The following is a 12,799-nucleotide window of genomic DNA, read 5'->3' as shown; positions in this document are numbered from 1 at the left end:
TGAATAGGAAATCTTTTTTCCTGTAAGAAAAGGAGACAAAGGCTATGAATTTGGATTTTTCAGCAACGATCCCCCAAATTCCTTTTATATTAGAAGGCTTGGCAATTACATTAAAAATTGTTGTTGTATCTGCTATTATCGGACTTATACTCGGTATTGTGCTAAGCTTATGCAAGATCAGCACATTCCGCCCGCTGATCTGGATCGCTGATTTTTATACATCAGTGTTCAGAGGCACACCTTTAGTGCTGCAGCTTATGATTGTCTATTTTGGACTTCCTCAGCTGCTCGGATTTCAAATTGACCAGTTTTGGGCTGCGGTTGTCGCATTGTCTTTGAATTCCGCCGCTTATGTATCGGAAATTATCAGAGCCGGAATCAACGCCATTGATAAAGGGCAAAAAGAAGCGGCTGTCGCACTGGGTGTCCCGTACGGCAAAATGATGAAGGATCTGCTTTTGCCGCAGGCCTTCAAAAATATATCACCTGCAATTGTGAATGAATTAATTACGTTAACAAAAGAATCGGCGATCGTCACCGTCATCGGGCTTGGTGATGTCATGAGACGCGCATATCAAGCTGGCGCCGCCACTTACAATTATCTTGAGCCGCTCATTATCGCGGGATTGATTTATTACGTGCTTGTCTTGATTTTAACGTTTATCGGCAAGGCTGTAGAAAGGAAGCTGAAATCCAATGATTAAGGTTGAAAAGCTGTCAAAATCATTTGGGAAACACGAAGTATTAAAAAATATTTCAACAACAATCGCTGATGGCGAGGTTGTTGCCGTGATCGGTCCTTCAGGCTCAGGCAAATCAACGTTCCTACGCTGTTTAAACCTGCTGGAAAAGCCAAACGGCGGAACCATTACAATAAAAGATACAGAGATTACGAAGCCGAAAACCAACACATTAAAGGTTCGGGAAAACATCGGGATGGTTTTTCAGCATTTTCATCTCTTTCCGCACAAAACGGTTCTCGAAAATATCATGTACGCGCCTGTCAATGTGAAAAAAGAATCAAAACAGGCCGCACAGGAGAAAGCTGAGGACCTGCTCCGCAAAGTCGGTTTGTTTGAAAAGCGAAATGACTATCCAAACCGTTTGTCAGGCGGACAAAAACAGCGTGTCGCGATTGCCAGGGCTCTTGCGATGAATCCGGATATCATGCTGTTTGACGAGCCGACCTCCGCCCTTGATCCGGAGATGGTCAAAGAAGTGCTGCAGGTGATGAAAGAGCTGGTCGAAACCGGCATGACCATGGTGATTGTCACACATGAAATGGGCTTCGCAAAAGAAGTGGCAGACCGCGTGCTGTTTATGGATCAAGGAACGATTGTCGAGGACGGCAATCCGAAGGAATTTTTTCTTTCGCCAAAATCCAAAAGAGCGCAGGACTTTTTAGAGAAAATATTATAGAATATAGAAAAAAAGAAGAAGGCTGATCGCTTCTTCTTTTTTATTGAAGAAACAAATAGAAATGGAGTCCGACATGTTTAAAATTGGTTACCGCACAATAAAGACCGCGCTAGGAACAGCTTTGGCTATTTATATAAGCCAGCTATTGCATTTGCAAAACTTCGCATCAGCAGGAATCATCACCATTTTGTGCATTCAAATCACACAAAAACGGTCGCTTCAGGCGTCATGGGCCCGCTTTGCGGCATGCTGTCTGGCAATTGTTTTTTCTTATCTCTTTTTCGAGCTCATTGGCTACCACCCGTTTGTGATCGGAGCGCTTCTTCTGATATTCATTCCGATAACGGTTCTGTTAAAAATTAACGAAGGTATCGTCACCAGTTCTGTTATTATCCTTCATTTATACATGTCCGGCGGTATCACGCCTGCTTTCATCTGGAATGAAGTTCAGCTGATTACGGTCGGCATCGGCGTCGCTCTATTGATGAACTTGTATATGCCGAGTCTTGACCGGAAGCTGATTGCTTACCGCAAAAAGATAGAGGATAACTTTGCTGTCATTTTCGCAGAAATAGAACGGTATTTGTTAACTGGTGAGCAAGATTGGTCAGGAAAAGAAATTCCGGAAACGCACCAGCTCATTACGGAGGCCAAAAACCTGGCTTATCGAGATGTGCAAAACCACATTTTGCGTTACGAAAATCTGCATTATCATTATTTTAAAATGAGAGAAAAGCAATTTGAAATTATTGAACGCCTTCTCCCTAAAGTGACATCGATCTCCATCACGGTAGATCAGGGAAAAATGATCGCTGAATTTATTCACGATTTGCGGGAGGCGATACACCCTGGGAACACGGCGTATAAATTTCTGAAAAGACTTGCTGACATGAGAAAAGAATTTGAGGAGATGCCGCTTCCAGCGACTAGAGAGGAATTTGAAGCGAGAGCCGCTCTCTTCCATCTTCTCGGCGAAATGGAACAATATTTAGTGATTAAAAGTTATTTTAAAGGAATAAAAGCGCAAAAATCACTCGGATGATTCGCATGAGCTCTTCCTTCATTGGTCAACCTAATGAAAAAGGAGGAGCTTATGCGTTTTTTCTTATGTTCGATTTTAATGATGATTTCACCGATTTGGCCGCTCGGCGAAAATCCGCTGCCGGGTGATCCGTATGTTATTGTCAACAAGCGAACAAATGAACTTGCTGTTATCCTCGACAACAAAGTAGAAGGCGTGTACAGTGTGGCCACTGGAAAAACAGATGATTTGACGCCTGAAGGAGAGTTTTCGGTAACGGTAAAAGCGGAAAATCCTTACTACAGAAAGAAAAATATTGAAGGAGGATCTCCTGACAACCCGCTTGGGGCAAGATGGATCGGATTTGACGCGAAAGGAACGGACGGGCGGATTTATGGAATTCATGGGACAAACCGAGAGGAATCAGTAGGGAAATTTGTGTCAAACGGCTGTATACGTATGCATAACGATGAGGTCGTTCATTTGTTTCAAACGATACCAGTAGGAACGAGAGTGCTGATCACAGACGACAATCGCTCTTTTGAGGAGATTGCCATCGAGCATAAAGCTCTGATAAAAAAGCAGGATGTTCCCATTGAATAAGGCTGCCCTGCTTTTTTATCGTTATAAAAACATGATGATTCCTGAGAGTACAGTTGAAAGAATAAAAACTCCCAAAATCACGATCAAAACGCTTTTCATCAGTTTTTGAGACATGATTTTCACTCCTTACACAATCTGTCTATATTTTAGCGTGTTTTGAATGGACGGACAAGCGATATCTATTAGCGAAAGCAGGGATGCAAATGAACAGGCTTGACCATATCGGGATAGCCGTTTTTTCGATAAAAGATGCAAGACGCTTTTATGAAAATGTATTGGGGCTTGCATTTCTTCATCAAGAAACGGTTGAAGAGCAAAAGGTGAAAGTTGCTTTTTTTCAAGCGGGAAGTGTCAAACTTGAGCTGATAGAACCGTCGACAGCTGACAGCCCCATCCGTTTATTTTTGGAGAAGAAAGGGCAGGGGCTGCATCATATTGCATTTTTGTGCAACAGCCTATCTGAACAGCTCAAAGCTTTGTCTGACCAGCAAGTTCAATTGATTGACAGGTATCCAAGACAGGGAGCGAACGGGAAAAAGATCGCGTTTATTTCCCCTCGAGAAACAAATGGTGTTCTTGTAGAGCTTTGTGAACCGAAAGGAGACCAACACAATGAACATGAATGAGCACATTGATCATTTATACACGAAACGCAGACAGACAGAAGAGGGCGGTGGACTGGAAAAGCAGGCTCAGCAGCGGCAAAAGGGAAAGCTCACCGCCCGGGAAAGGATCATATTTCTACTTGACCAGAACAGCTTTATCGAATTACACCCCTTCATGGAAAGTCAAGTGTTAACAAGAGAACAGCGCATGTTAGGGGATGGGGTCGTGACAGGGTACGGCACAATTGACGGACGCTCAGTTTATGTATTTGCGCAAGACTTCACTGTATTCGGCGGGGCGCTTGGCGAAACCCATGCCAAAAAAATCTGCGCTCTGATGGACCTGGCAGCAAAAAATAAGGCGCCGATTATCGGGCTGAATGACTCAGGTGGTGCGAGAATTCAAGAGGGTGTGGTATCATTAGATGGATACGGTCACATATTTTACCGAAACGTCTTATATTCCGGAGTCATTCCGCAAATATCGGTTATTTTAGGGCCGTGCGCTGGAGGCGCTGTATATTCTCCGGCACTCACAGATTTTATATTTATGGCTGAACAGACCGGCCGGATGTTTATTACCGGCCCGAAGGTGATTGAAAAAGTGACAGGGGAACAGGTCGATGCGGAGAGCTTAGGCGGAGCGGGGATACATAATGCCGTCAGCGGAAACGCCCACTTTTCCGGACATACGGAGAAGGAGGTTCTGACAGGGGTGAAAAAACTGCTGTCTTATTTGCCGCTGAATGGCCGGACAACAGAGCCGAGACCAGAGAAAGAGGCCTCCAGACCGTTATTAAACCGTCTCGTGCCTGCTGACACGACAAAGCCGTATGATGTTCGGACGGTGATTAAGGAGCTGGCCGATCCACAGTCTTTTTTTGAGATTCAGCCATTTTTTGCGAAGAACATTGTCATCGGATTTGCAAGGCTGGGTGAAAAAGCAATCGGCATTGTTGCGAGCCAGCCAAAGCATCTGGCGGGAAGCCTGACGATTGACGCTGCTGATAAAGCAGCAAGGTTCATCCGTTTTTGTGACGCATTTGATATCCCGCTGTTGACTGTTGAGGATGTCCCGGGATTTCTCCCCGGTATTCAGCAGGAGCACAACGGAATCATCAGACACGGAGCAAAATTATTGTTTGCTTATGCAGAAGCGACTGTCCCAAAAATCACGCTCATTATCAGAAAAGCATATGGCGGCGCCTATGTGGCCATGAACAGCAAAGCAATCGGAGCGGACCTTGTATTTGCATGGCCGAATGCTGAAATTGCGGTGATGGGTCCAGAAGGTGCGGCATCGATTTTGTATGAAAAGGAAATCAGAGCTTCAGCTGACCCGCAAAAGACGAAACGCCAAAAAACAGCTGAATACAAAAAGCAAAACGCCGGCCCATACAAAGCGGCCGCTTGTGGAATGGTTGATGACATTATTTTGCCGGAAGAATCAAGGGGAAGACTGATTCAAGCTTTTCATATGCTTGCACATAAGACAGAAGAGAGACCGAAAAAAAAGCACGGTAACATACCGCTTTAATATGGAGGGACTTACAAATGGTGAATGAAAAACGCCTGCTGGAAGAGTTTTTAGAGCTTGTCCAAATTGATTCAGAAACAAAACACGAAGCAGAAATCTGCAAAGTGCTGAAACGAAAATTTTCTGATTTAGGTGTGGACGTTAAAGAAGACGATACAATGGATATCACTGGCCACGGAGCCGGTAATCTGATTTGCACATTAAAAGGGACAAAGCAAACAGATACGATCTACTTTACATCTCATATGGACACAGTTGTACCCGGTAACGGTGTAAAACCGGTTGTAGAGAACGGTTACGTCAAAACAGACGGCACGACGATTTTAGGTGCTGATGATAAAGCGGGACTGGCTGCAATGTTTGAAGCGATTAAGGTGCTGAAAGAAGAAAACATTGAGCACGGAACGATTGAATTCATCATCACAGTTGGTGAGGAATCTGGCCTGATCGGAGCGAAGGCGCTTGACCGTTCTATGATTACAGCATCCTACGGCTATGCCCTTGACTCAGACGGGAAAGTCGGAAATATCATTGTGGCTGCGCCGACACAGGCAAAGGTAAGAGCGGCAATTTTCGGGAAAACCGCGCACGCCGGGGTTGAACCTGAAAAAGGCATTTCTGCGATTACAATCGCTAGCAAAGCCATTTCAAAAATGCCATTGGGCCGTATTGATGAAGAAACAACAGCAAATATCGGCCGATTTGAAGGCGGCACGCAAACAAACATTGTGTGCGACGAAGTCCATATTCTTGCTGAAGCACGCTCTTTAGTTCCTGAGAAAATGGAAGCTCAGGTTCAAAAAATGAAAGCTGCTTTTGAAGAGGCAGCTGCTGATATGGGCGGACGCGCAGAAGTCGAAATTGAAGTCATGTATCCTGGCTTCAAATATCAAGATGGCGACCAAGTTGTTGAAATCGCGAAAAAAGCGGCTGCTAAAATTGGACGTCCAAGCGAGCTGCAAACAAGCGGCGGCGGAAGCGACGCGAACGTAATCGCAGGTCATGGCATCCCGACGGTCAACCTTGCTGTCGGTTATGAGCAAATTCATACAAAGAATGAAAAAATGCCGATCGAAGAACTCGTCAAAACGGCAGAAATGGTTGTTGCCATTATTGAAGAGGCGGCAAAATAAAAAAAGAAAACCCGAATGCGATTTCCCGCATCGGGTTTTTTTAGCTCCATTTCCTAAGCGGCCAAAATAACACGTCCTGTTTTTTAGCGTAGTGAAGCAAGGGGTCTGCCTCTGGCAACGTAATGCCGTGAGCATCTGTCACCGTATTGACTGAAATTTCCGCCTCAGCGTTTTGCAGCAGCCATGGATGATGGTGGATGTCTTCGTAATAGAGTTTGTTTCGGTAGACGGTGTAGAGTCTATACCGTTCCGTCAGCCAATAATCGAGTGAATCCTTTTCCGCTGTAAAAGGAGCTGAAACGGGCCGGTATGCGGCACGGAATGCTGCTTCTCTGCCGTCTCTCCGCTTGCTGACATAGTCAATGTCATCATCGTTTTTTTCAGCTTTCATATCAGCATGAACATAAGGCAAATGAAAGAACGTGCGAGCGCCCAGAACCGCCAGCCGATGATCGGCATCTAAGCTGAAAAAATAAATGCCGGGCTTGCCTTTATATGTGACATAGGTGCGGAGGTTAAGCTCAGGAAATGCACGCGCACCGGGAATGGGGGGAAGGTAACGCGCCCTTAGGTTCGTGAGCATAAAGGGAAGCATGCTGATCCAAGCTTGTCCGTTGTATGTATCTAATTCTAATACGGACGGTACCAAAGCGCGAAGGATAGAAACATCAACAGGCCAGTGGGCAAATAAGACATCATTCCAGGTTTGTCTCATGATCCAGATTCCTTCAGGCACAGAAATGTTTTTTTGCTGAAAGCGTTCCGTCAACGTATATGCTCCTTTCATTTGGAGGTGAGTAAAGGTATTCCCGATTTCCTTCTTTTTAAACGAGACCGCTGTTTTTTTAGGATGGCCATTTCTGCTTCAGCCATGACAAAAAAGGCTGCCTGGCGCGGTGAATGCTTCGCAAGTAACAAAAAAACAACCCCGGCTTGTCGCGCGGGGTTGCTTCATTATTTCACCGGCTCAGTAAGAGCGGCTGTTTTTTTATTTTTATGGTGCGTCATCTGAAGGACGACGTTTTGGACTGTCAAGAATAGCCCGCTTGTGAACCAGTACAACGGCAGCGCTGCCGGGACATTAAGCGAGAAAATCGTCATCATCACTGGGAAGATGAACACCATCAATTTTGCGGATTGCTGCGCCGCAGGGTTTTGCGGGACAGCGGAATATTTCGCGCTCAGTTTTTGGGCGACATAGGCCTGGATAAAGTACATAGCTCCCGCACTAAGAGACACGAGAATATCAGATTGTCCTAAACTGAACCATAAAAACGAGTGTGACGCAATTTCAGGTGTAGAGCGAATCGCGTAATAAAATCCAATCACAATAGGAAACTGAATCAGCATTGGGAGGCATCCAATGGCAAGCGGATTGATGTTGTTCTCTTGATACAGCTTCATCATTTCCATTTGCAGCTCTTTTTGCTTTTCCGGGTCCTTCGTCTTTTTCAGTTTGGCCTGAATGCTGTCAACCTGAGGTTTAATAACCGCCATTTTTTCTTGAAACATACGCTGTTTTTTGAACTGATTGACAAACAAGGGCAGTACAACCAAACGCACAATAATGGTTACCAGAATAATAGAGAGTCCGTACTCTCCATGAAACAGCCCGGCAACCCCCTTAAGCAGCGCGGAAAACGGTTCGATTAAATAATCGTGGAAAAACCCTACGTTGCTGAGGCCTCCCACCTGATTCGTCGCCGCGAAGGCAGCATTGCCCGAGCATAATATGATCAAAAAGATACCCATAGCCATAAGTTTTTGATATGTTTTTAGCAATTTTGTTCTCCTCCTTTTTATAAATGCGGTTTATAAAAGAAGAGAACTGGCGTCTTCATCATCGTTCACAGGCGAATTCATGCGGAAGACTTTACGTATCCAAGTTGTAATGCGATGATATATAATAATAAGAAAGTCTGTTCGGTTAATGTGAAAGACTGTCTGATGTTCATCTGTTCGTTTGGATTTCCAATGTTCGCCGGCACGGCACTCTCGTAAGAGGAATGCAATCCCGATTGCCGTCAGAGCAGGAAGAATAATTGTGAAAAAATCGACTAAGAATAAAACGTCATTTATCGATTCCACAAACATTTTAATCACATCCATTCAGTACCTTCATTTTACTATATGTACAAGCCGTTGTCTAATGAACGAAAAGGAGATTTGTTTATGCCGGGAAAGAGCCGAATTATTTTCCATATTGATATGAATAGCTTTTATGCATCGGTTGAAATGGCATATGATCCGGCTCTCCGGGGAAAGCCGGTCGCAGTTGCCGGAAACGTAAAGGAGCGAAAGGGCATTGTGGTGACATGCAGCTACGAAGCAAGGGCGCGCGGCGTCAAAACAACAATGCCGGTTTGGCAAGCGAAGCGCCATTGTCCAGAGCTCATCGTTCTTCCGCCGAATTTTGACCGCTATAGAAACTCTTCCAGAGCCATGTTTACTATTCTCCGTGAATATACTGACCTGGTGGAGCCTGTCTCCATTGATGAGGGCTATATGGACATGACCGATACACCATACAGCAGCCAGGCTCTGGAGACGGCAAAAGAAATCCAAAGCAGATTGCAAAAAGAGCTGCTGCTTCCGTCAAGCATAGGAATCGCGCCGAATAAATTTCTCGCTAAGATGGCGTCTGATATGAAAAAACCGCTTGGAATCACGATTTTAAGAAAGAGGCAAGTGCCCGACATCCTTTGGCCGCTTCCTGTTGGAGAGATGCACGGAGTTGGCAATAAGACAGCGGAAAAACTGAAAGGACTTGGCATTCATACAATCGGAGAGCTAGCTGCAGCTAATGAACACTCGCTGAAGCGCCTGCTTGGCATCAACGGTCCGCGCCTTAAAAATAAAGCAAACGGCATTCATCATGCGCCGGTTGACCCGGAGCGCATTTACGAATTTAAAAGCGTCGGCAACTCATCGACACTTTCACATGATTCCAGTGATGAAGAGGAGCTGTTAGGCGTTTTCAGAAAACTTGCCGCTTCCGTGAGTGACCGTTTACAGCGCAAGGAAGTCATGGCTTCAAAGCTATTTATTATGATTAGATATGCAGATTGGAAAACCATTACGAGAAGCATCACGCTGAGAAATCCGATTGATCAAAAAAATGAAATCTTGAAAGAAGCAGAGCACCTCTTTTTTAAGCACTGGAATAAAAATCCTGTCAGGCTGCTTGGCATTACCGGAACCGATTTGGTAGAAAAAGAGCAGGCCTATAAGCAGCTCGATTTGTTCAGCTTTAATGAGGATGCGAGGGATGAGCCCATTCAGCAGATAATGGAAAAGCTGAATGAAAAGTACGGATCTAAACTGATCAGAAAAGGTGCAAGGTTAAAAAAAGAGGAGAGCAAAATGAAGGGAACAAGCTTTAATAAAGATTTTTTTCAGGATGAAAAGAAAAGCTGAATCGCTTGAAAAAAAGGGTGAAAGTATGGTAATTTCTTTATTATAAATATCATTTTATTTTAATTTAAATTTTAAAATGATTAAACGTTTGCAGAAGGGACGTTAGAATATGTCAAAACAACAAATCGGCGTTATCGGACTTGCGGTCATGGGTAAAAATCTGGCTTTAAATATCGAAAGCCGGGGATTTTCTGTTTCTGTTTACAACAGATCTAGCAGTAAGACTGAGGAGTTTTTGCAAGAGGCAAAAGGAAAAAATGTTGTTGGCACATACAGCATTGAAGAATTTGTCCAATCCTTGGAAACACCGCGCAAAATCTTATTAATGGTTAAAGCGGGAACTGCAACAGATGCGACAATTCAATCTCTTCTTCCTCATCTAGAGAAGGATGATATTTTAATTGACGGCGGAAATACATATTATAAAGATACACAGCGCCGTAACAAAGAACTCGCTGAAAGCGGAATTCATTTTATCGGAACAGGCGTTTCCGGCGGAGAAGAAGGGGCGCTTAAAGGGCCTTCTATCATGCCTGGCGGACAAAAAGAAGCACATGAGCTTGTGAAACCGATTCTTGAAGCCATTTCTGCAAAAGTTGACGGAGAACCTTGTACGACATATATCGGTCCTGATGGTGCCGGCCATTATGTAAAAATGGTGCACAACGGTATTGAATATGGAGATATGCAGCTGATTTCTGAATCTTACTTCATTCTGAAACAGGTGCTGGGCCTTTCAGCTGATGAGCTTCATGAAGTTTTCGCTGAATGGAATAAAGGAGAGCTTGACAGCTACCTGATTGAGATTACAGCTGACATCTTCACGAAAAAAGACGAAGAGACAGGCAAACCGCTTGTTGATGTGATTCTCGATAAAGCAGGACAAAAAGGAACAGGAAAATGGACAAGCCAAAGCGCACTTGACTTAGGTGTTCCGCTTCCGATTATTACTGAATCTGTATTCGCGCGTTTTATCTCAGCTATGAAGGAAGAGCGTGTGAAAGCGAGCGGACTTCTTTCAGGACCGGAAGTGAAGCCTGTTACGGAAAATAAAGAAGAGCTGATTGAAGCGGTCAGAAAAGCGTTGTTCATGAGTAAAATCTGCTCATACGCGCAAGGATTTGCCCAAATGAAAGCTGCTTCTGAAGAATATAACTGGGATCTGAAATATGGTGAAATCGCTATGATCTTCCGTGGCGGCTGCATCATTCGTGCAGCGTTTCTTCAGAAGATCAAAGAAGCTTACGATCGCGAGCCTGAGCTTGACAACCTGCTTCTTGACAGCTACTTCAAGAATATTGCAGAAAGCTACCAAGGAGCGCTTCGCCAGGTGATTTCACTTGCAGTTGCCCAAGGTGTGCCGGTGCCATCATTCTCAAGCGCATTAGCTTATTATGACAGCTACCGTACAGCCGTACTGCCTGCAAACTTAATCCAAGCACAGCGTGACTACTTTGGCGCTCATACGTATGAGCGTACTGATAAAGAAGGTATTTTCCATACTGAATGGATGAAGTAATCAATAGAACCCCCCGAACCTCAAGAGCTTCGGGGGGTTTTGTTATTAAAGAGAGTGCTATACCTCTGTGACAGCTGCAAAAAAGCCGAAAATGCTTGCGAGCATTTTCGGCTTTTTTCTTATTATATATTCCACCAGTGCAAGCCGTCTTTCGCCAAAAGATCATCTGATTCTTTCGGTCCCATTGAGCCTGATTCGTAGTTAGGAGATAAGGTTTTGTTTGCTGCCCATGTTTCAGAAATGGAGTCGACAAAGCTCCAAGAAAGGGCAACTTCATCCCAGTGTGCAAAGTTTGTTGCATCGCCAAGAAGACAGTCGTGAATTAGTTTTTCATATGCTTCAGGGGTGTTCAACTCGTCATTGCAATTGCTGCAATAATCGAGTTTGATTGGCTGCGCGTGTGCTGCACCGCCAAGCTTTTTAGCATTTAAGTAAAGCGTAATGCCTTCTTCAGGCTGAATATGAATGACAAGCAAGTTCGGATTCATGTTGTTTTCATTGCCGTAGTACAGGTTCATCGGAATGTCCTTAAATTGAACGACAATTTTTGTGGACTTTTCTTTCATTCGTTTTCCGGTACGGATATAGAATGGAACACCAGCCCATCTGAAGTTGTCGATCAAGAGCTTGCCGGCAACAAAGGTTTCTGTATTGGAGTCAGGAGCGACATTATCTTCTTCTGTATAAGAAGGAACAGGCATACCGTCAATTTCACCGGCTTGATATTGTCCGCGCACAAAGTATTCATCCACTTCATCTTTTGCAATAGGGCGCAGTGCTCTCAGCACCTTCACTTTTTCGCTGCGGATTTCTTCTGTGTTCAATTTGATCGGCGGCTCCATTGCAAGGAGGGCAACCATCTGCATAATATGGTTTTGCACCATGTCGCGCAGGGCGCCTGATTTTTCGTAATATCTTGCACGGTCTTCTACGCCAAGTGATTCGCTAGACGTAATTTGAATGTTTGAGATGTAGCGGTTTGTCCAGAGCGGTTCGAAAATCGCATTGGCAAATCGAATCACTTCAATGTTCTGAACCATTTGTTTGCCTAGATAATGGTCGATTCTGTAAATTTGATCTTCCGTAAACGCTTCACGGATTTCTTTGTTTAATGCCTGTGCGCTTGGCAGATCGTGGCCGAACGGCTTTTCGATGACAAGGCGGGACCAGCCGGTTGTAGCTGTTACACCCTCTGATTTTAATGTTTTTGCAATTGTTCCAAAGAATTCAGGAGCCATTGCCAAGTAGAACATTCTGTTGTTAGGGATTTGATATGTATCTTCCAGCTGGTTAAGCAATACGTTAAGCTCTTGATAAGAACCAGGGTTTGTCACGTCAAACGGGTGATAGTAAAAATGAGACGTGAAATCATCTATATGCTTATCTGCAGATGAGGAAATGGATGTTTTAACAGTTTGGCGAAGATCCTCATTAGACCACGGTCTTCTTCCAACTCCTACCACTGCAAACTCTTCTCCGATTTGTCCGTTTTGATATAGACGGTGAATAGACGGATACAATTTTCGTTTTGCTAAATCTCCAGTT

General features: G+C 44.4%; 14 protein-coding genes. 9 read left to right on the top strand and 5 right to left on the bottom strand.

Translation table 11 applies throughout. From position 1 onward, the window contains the following. Positions 1–44: 44 nt before the first annotated feature. The 4 genes from artQ to BFW96_RS11155 all read left to right on the top strand — a co-directional run bounded on the left by artQ (position 45) and on the right by BFW96_RS11155 (position 3,043). Positions 45–704 (top strand): arginine ABC transporter permease ArtQ, encoded by a 660-nt coding sequence (gene artQ, locus BFW96_RS11170; RefSeq protein ID WP_014664528.1) that lies wholly within the window; start codon positions 45–47, stop codon positions 702–704. Beyond that, entirely contained in the window at positions 697–1,419 is a 723-nt protein-coding gene (artM, locus tag BFW96_RS11165) for an arginine ABC transporter ATP-binding protein ArtM (protein ID WP_014664527.1), read from the top strand. The genes artQ and artM overlap by 8 nt, the downstream gene beginning before the upstream one ends. Before the next feature lie 73 nt (positions 1,420–1,492). Continuing rightward, positions 1,493–2,461 (top strand): aromatic acid exporter family protein, encoded by a 969-nt coding sequence (locus tag BFW96_RS11160; protein WP_014664526.1) that lies wholly within the window; start codon positions 1,493–1,495, stop codon positions 2,459–2,461. A 51-nt stretch (positions 2,462–2,512) separates the two neighbouring features. Next, a complete protein-coding gene (locus BFW96_RS11155; RefSeq protein ID WP_014664525.1) occupies positions 2,513–3,043 on the top strand; it encodes a L,D-transpeptidase in 531 nt (176 codons plus the stop codon). Positions 3,044–3,064: 21 nt separating this feature from the next. On the opposite strand, the gene prli42 is transcribed toward BFW96_RS11155, so the two are convergent. Then, positions 3,065–3,157: a stressosome-associated protein Prli42 gene (prli42, locus tag BFW96_RS21660; RefSeq protein WP_041521370.1), complete on the bottom strand. Its 93-nt coding sequence runs from the start codon at positions 3,155–3,157 to the stop codon at positions 3,065–3,067. An 89-nt stretch (positions 3,158–3,246) separates the two neighbouring features. Here prli42 and mce point away from each other — a divergent pair, with 89 nt between their 5' ends. The 3 genes from mce to BFW96_RS11135 are packed head-to-tail and all read left to right on the top strand — an operon-like array spanning position 3,247 to position 6,318. Continuing rightward, positions 3,247–3,669: a methylmalonyl-CoA epimerase gene (gene mce, locus BFW96_RS11145; protein ID WP_014664524.1), complete on the top strand. Its 423-nt coding sequence runs from the start codon at positions 3,247–3,249 to the stop codon at positions 3,667–3,669. Then, positions 3,662–5,185 (top strand): acyl-CoA carboxylase subunit beta, encoded by a 1,524-nt coding sequence (locus tag BFW96_RS11140; protein ID WP_083252882.1) that lies wholly within the window; start codon positions 3,662–3,664, stop codon positions 5,183–5,185. Before mce ends, BFW96_RS11140 begins: the two co-directional genes overlap by 8 nt. A gap of 17 nt (positions 5,186–5,202) precedes the next feature. Further along, positions 5,203–6,318: a tripeptidase T gene (locus tag BFW96_RS11135; protein ID WP_003230352.1), complete on the top strand. Its 1,116-nt coding sequence runs from the start codon at positions 5,203–5,205 to the stop codon at positions 6,316–6,318. 40 nt (positions 6,319–6,358) lie between these two features. Here the strand turns inward: BFW96_RS11135 and BFW96_RS11130 are convergent, their stop codons facing one another. The 3 genes from BFW96_RS11130 to mifM form a co-directional block, all read right to left on the bottom strand. Beyond that, entirely contained in the window at positions 6,359–7,087 is a 729-nt protein-coding gene (locus BFW96_RS11130; RefSeq protein ID WP_069839448.1) for a YqjF family protein, read from the bottom strand. Between the two features lie 185 nt (positions 7,088–7,272). Then, complete coding sequence (locus tag BFW96_RS11125) at positions 7,273–8,100, bottom strand: membrane protein insertase YidC (protein WP_069839447.1); 828 nt, start codon at positions 8,098–8,100, stop codon at positions 7,273–7,275. A 30-nt stretch (positions 8,101–8,130) separates the two neighbouring features. After that, entirely contained in the window at positions 8,131–8,418 is a 288-nt protein-coding gene (gene mifM, locus BFW96_RS11120; RefSeq protein ID WP_080478337.1) for a membrane protein insertion/folding monitor MifM, read from the bottom strand. Between the two features lie 72 nt (positions 8,419–8,490). Here mifM and BFW96_RS11115 point away from each other — a divergent pair, with 72 nt between their 5' ends. Then, a complete protein-coding gene (locus tag BFW96_RS11115; RefSeq protein ID WP_069839446.1) occupies positions 8,491–9,735 on the top strand; it encodes a DNA polymerase IV in 1,245 nt (414 codons plus the stop codon). A 109-nt stretch (positions 9,736–9,844) separates the two neighbouring features. Beyond that, positions 9,845–11,254: an NADP-dependent phosphogluconate dehydrogenase gene (gene gndA, locus BFW96_RS11110; RefSeq protein ID WP_014664518.1), complete on the top strand. Its 1,410-nt coding sequence runs from the start codon at positions 9,845–9,847 to the stop codon at positions 11,252–11,254. A 122-nt stretch (positions 11,255–11,376) separates the two neighbouring features. On the opposite strand, the gene zwf is transcribed toward gndA, so the two are convergent. Beyond that, a partial coding sequence (zwf, locus tag BFW96_RS11105) for a glucose-6-phosphate dehydrogenase (RefSeq protein ID WP_234698034.1) occupies positions 11,377–12,799 on the bottom strand: 1,423 nt, incomplete at its 5' end.

The organism is Bacillus sp. F56, from assembly GCF_001748205.1.
GTDB classification, from domain to species: domain Bacteria; phylum Bacillota; class Bacilli; order Bacillales; family Bacillaceae; genus Bacillus; species Bacillus stercoris.
Note: the sequence above shows the minus strand (reverse complement) of the source record. Positions and strands in the feature narration are given on the sequence as shown.

What these genes read in the sequence shown, in the direction of transcription:
- gndA (WP_014664518.1), top strand. Translation starts at nt 9,845, where the DNA reads ATGTCAAAACAACAAATCGGCGTTATCGGACTTGCGGTCATGGGTAAA.
- prli42 (WP_041521370.1), bottom strand. Translation starts at nt 3,157, where the DNA reads ATGTCTCAAAAACTGATGAAAAGCGTTTTGATCGTGATTTTGGGAGTT.
- artM (WP_014664527.1), top strand. Translation starts at nt 697, where the DNA reads ATGATTAAGGTTGAAAAGCTGTCAAAATCATTTGGGAAACACGAAGTA.
- mce (WP_014664524.1), top strand. Translation starts at nt 3,247, where the DNA reads ATGAACAGGCTTGACCATATCGGGATAGCCGTTTTTTCGATAAAAGAT.
- BFW96_RS11135 (WP_003230352.1), top strand. Translation starts at nt 5,203, where the DNA reads ATGGTGAATGAAAAACGCCTGCTGGAAGAGTTTTTAGAGCTTGTCCAA.
- BFW96_RS11155 (WP_014664525.1), top strand. Translation starts at nt 2,513, where the DNA reads ATGCGTTTTTTCTTATGTTCGATTTTAATGATGATTTCACCGATTTGG.
- BFW96_RS11115 (WP_069839446.1), top strand. Translation starts at nt 8,491, where the DNA reads ATGCCGGGAAAGAGCCGAATTATTTTCCATATTGATATGAATAGCTTT.
- artQ (WP_014664528.1), top strand. Translation starts at nt 45, where the DNA reads ATGAATTTGGATTTTTCAGCAACGATCCCCCAAATTCCTTTTATATTA.
- BFW96_RS11140 (WP_083252882.1), top strand. Translation starts at nt 3,662, where the DNA reads ATGAATGAGCACATTGATCATTTATACACGAAACGCAGACAGACAGAA.
- BFW96_RS11160 (WP_014664526.1), top strand. Translation starts at nt 1,493, where the DNA reads ATGTTTAAAATTGGTTACCGCACAATAAAGACCGCGCTAGGAACAGCT.